General features: G+C 73.0%; 3 protein-coding genes. 2 read left to right on the top strand and 1 reads right to left on the bottom strand.

Annotation, left to right across the window (positions count from 1 at the left end):
* Together AC2W7M_RS25075 and AC2W7M_RS25070 are read left to right on the top strand one after the other, a co-directional pair.
* Nucleotides 1-370: TIGR02301 family protein (locus AC2W7M_RS25075; protein ID WP_486135787.1), on the top strand; the 370-nt coding region annotated here is incomplete at its 5' end.
* 145 nt (nt 371-515) lie between these two features.
* Nucleotides 516-788 carry a hypothetical protein gene (locus AC2W7M_RS25070; protein ID WP_486135785.1) on the top strand — a complete coding sequence of 91 codons (273 nt, stop codon included), beginning with the start codon at nt 516-518 and terminating at the stop codon, nt 786-788.
* On the opposite strand, the gene AC2W7M_RS25065 is transcribed toward AC2W7M_RS25070, so the two are convergent.
* Nucleotides 678-1618, bottom strand: a 941-nt coding sequence (locus tag AC2W7M_RS25065; RefSeq protein ID WP_486135783.1) for an ArgK/MeaB family GTPase, incomplete at its 5' end; no start/stop codon positions are given. The two genes, AC2W7M_RS25070 and AC2W7M_RS25065, sit on opposite strands and share 111 nt — an antisense overlap.

The raw sequence follows: 1618 nt of genomic DNA, 5'->3' as shown, positions 1-1618 counted from the left end.
GCTCGCGCTCGCCGCGCTTGGCGCCGCGCCCGCGCGCGCGGCCGGTCCGACCGAGGGCGCCACGCCGCCTTATGACGAGGATTTCCTGCGCCTCGCCGAGATCCTGGGCGCGCTGCATTATCTGCGTCCGCTGTGCGGCGTGACGGACGAGGCCCAGCGCTGGCGCGCCGAGATGCAGGCGCTGCTCGACGCCGAGCAGCCCTCCGAGGATCGCCGCGGGCAGATGATCGGCAGCTTCAACCGCGGCTATTCCAGCTATGCCCAGGTCTACCGCGCCTGCACCCCGTCCGCCCGCCTTGCCGTCTCGCGGCAGCTGGAGGAGGCGGGCAAGCTCGCCCACGACATCGTCGTGCGCTACGGCGGCAACTGAGGCCGCGGGCGGCCGGTGCGGGCGGCTCGGGCGCTCGGTGCCATCTTCCGGTCGGAATTAACCTTTCGGTTAGAACTGGGCTGCCCGCGGGGCAGAACGTGCTAAAGGTATCCCCGTCGCCGTTGGCGGCGCGGAGAACCGGCCCTTGTCCAGCTTGCCCCACGCCCAGATCCTCATTTCCGAAGCCGGCGAGACGGAAGCGGACGATCGCCACGCGGCGCTGGGCTACCTCAACGACGCCTGGGTCGAGGCCGTGCGTGACGGGCTGGACGAGGATTGCCTGGTCCAGGCGGCCCTTATCGCGGCGCTACGCAGCCTGGTCGCCACCTATGGCGAGGAGCCGTGCGCCGAATTCGTCGAGCGGCTCGCCGGCAAGGTGCGCGCCGGCGAATACACGCTGGTCGGCCGCGCCCACTGAGCGCGCGGCATCCCGCTCAGCCCTGATGTTCAGCCCTGGCCGTCCGTCAGCCGTGCGGCGAGCGCCGGCCTCGCGGGTTGAACGGGCCGTCGCACGCCGCGCCGAGGCGCCGGGCGCGGGCGAGTCCCGTTCGTGCCGAAGCGCACCTTGATCGCCTCCTCCACCCACTTCTCCTCCTGTGCCGCGCGCAGCGCTCGCGCCGGCCGCCGGCCGCCATGTGCGCGCGATGCCGGGCGATGGCGTCGTCGAATGCGGAAAGGCCCTCGCCGGTGGAGCGGACAGGCGCAGCACCGGCACCGCCCAGTCGCCCGCCCCGCCGGAGAGCGAGAGCGCGCCGGTCACCTCGGCGGCGGCGCGGCGCGCGACATCGGCCATGTCGGCCTTGGTGACGACGATGATGTCGGGCAGCTCCATCACGCCCGCCTTCATGAACTGCAGGCTGTCGCCGGAACCCGGCTGGATGCACAGCACCACCGTGTCCGCCACCAGCGAGATGTCGGCCTCCGACTGGCCGACGCCCACGGTCTCGACGATCACGAGGTCGTAGATCGCGCGCAGGAGCACCACCGCCGCCACCGCGTCGTCCGAAAGACCGCCGAGCCGGTCGCGCGCCGCCATGGAGCGCACGAACACCTGCCGGTCCTCGGGATCGGTCTGGATGCGCGCCCGGTCGCCGAGCAGCGCCCCCTTGGTGCGGCGCGAGGACGGGTCGACCGCCAGCACGGCCACCGAAAGGCCGGCGGCGCGGGCGCGGTGCACCAGGGCATTGGTCAGCGTGGACTTGCCGACGCCGGGCGGACCGGTGAGGCCCAGGAACGTGCGCCTGCGCG

The sequence above is a fragment of the Xanthobacter sp. BG11Y11_SDJG genome (assembly GCF_057364445.1).
The sequence above is the reverse complement of the archived record's forward strand: the minus strand, read 5'-3'. Positions and strand labels throughout refer to the sequence as shown.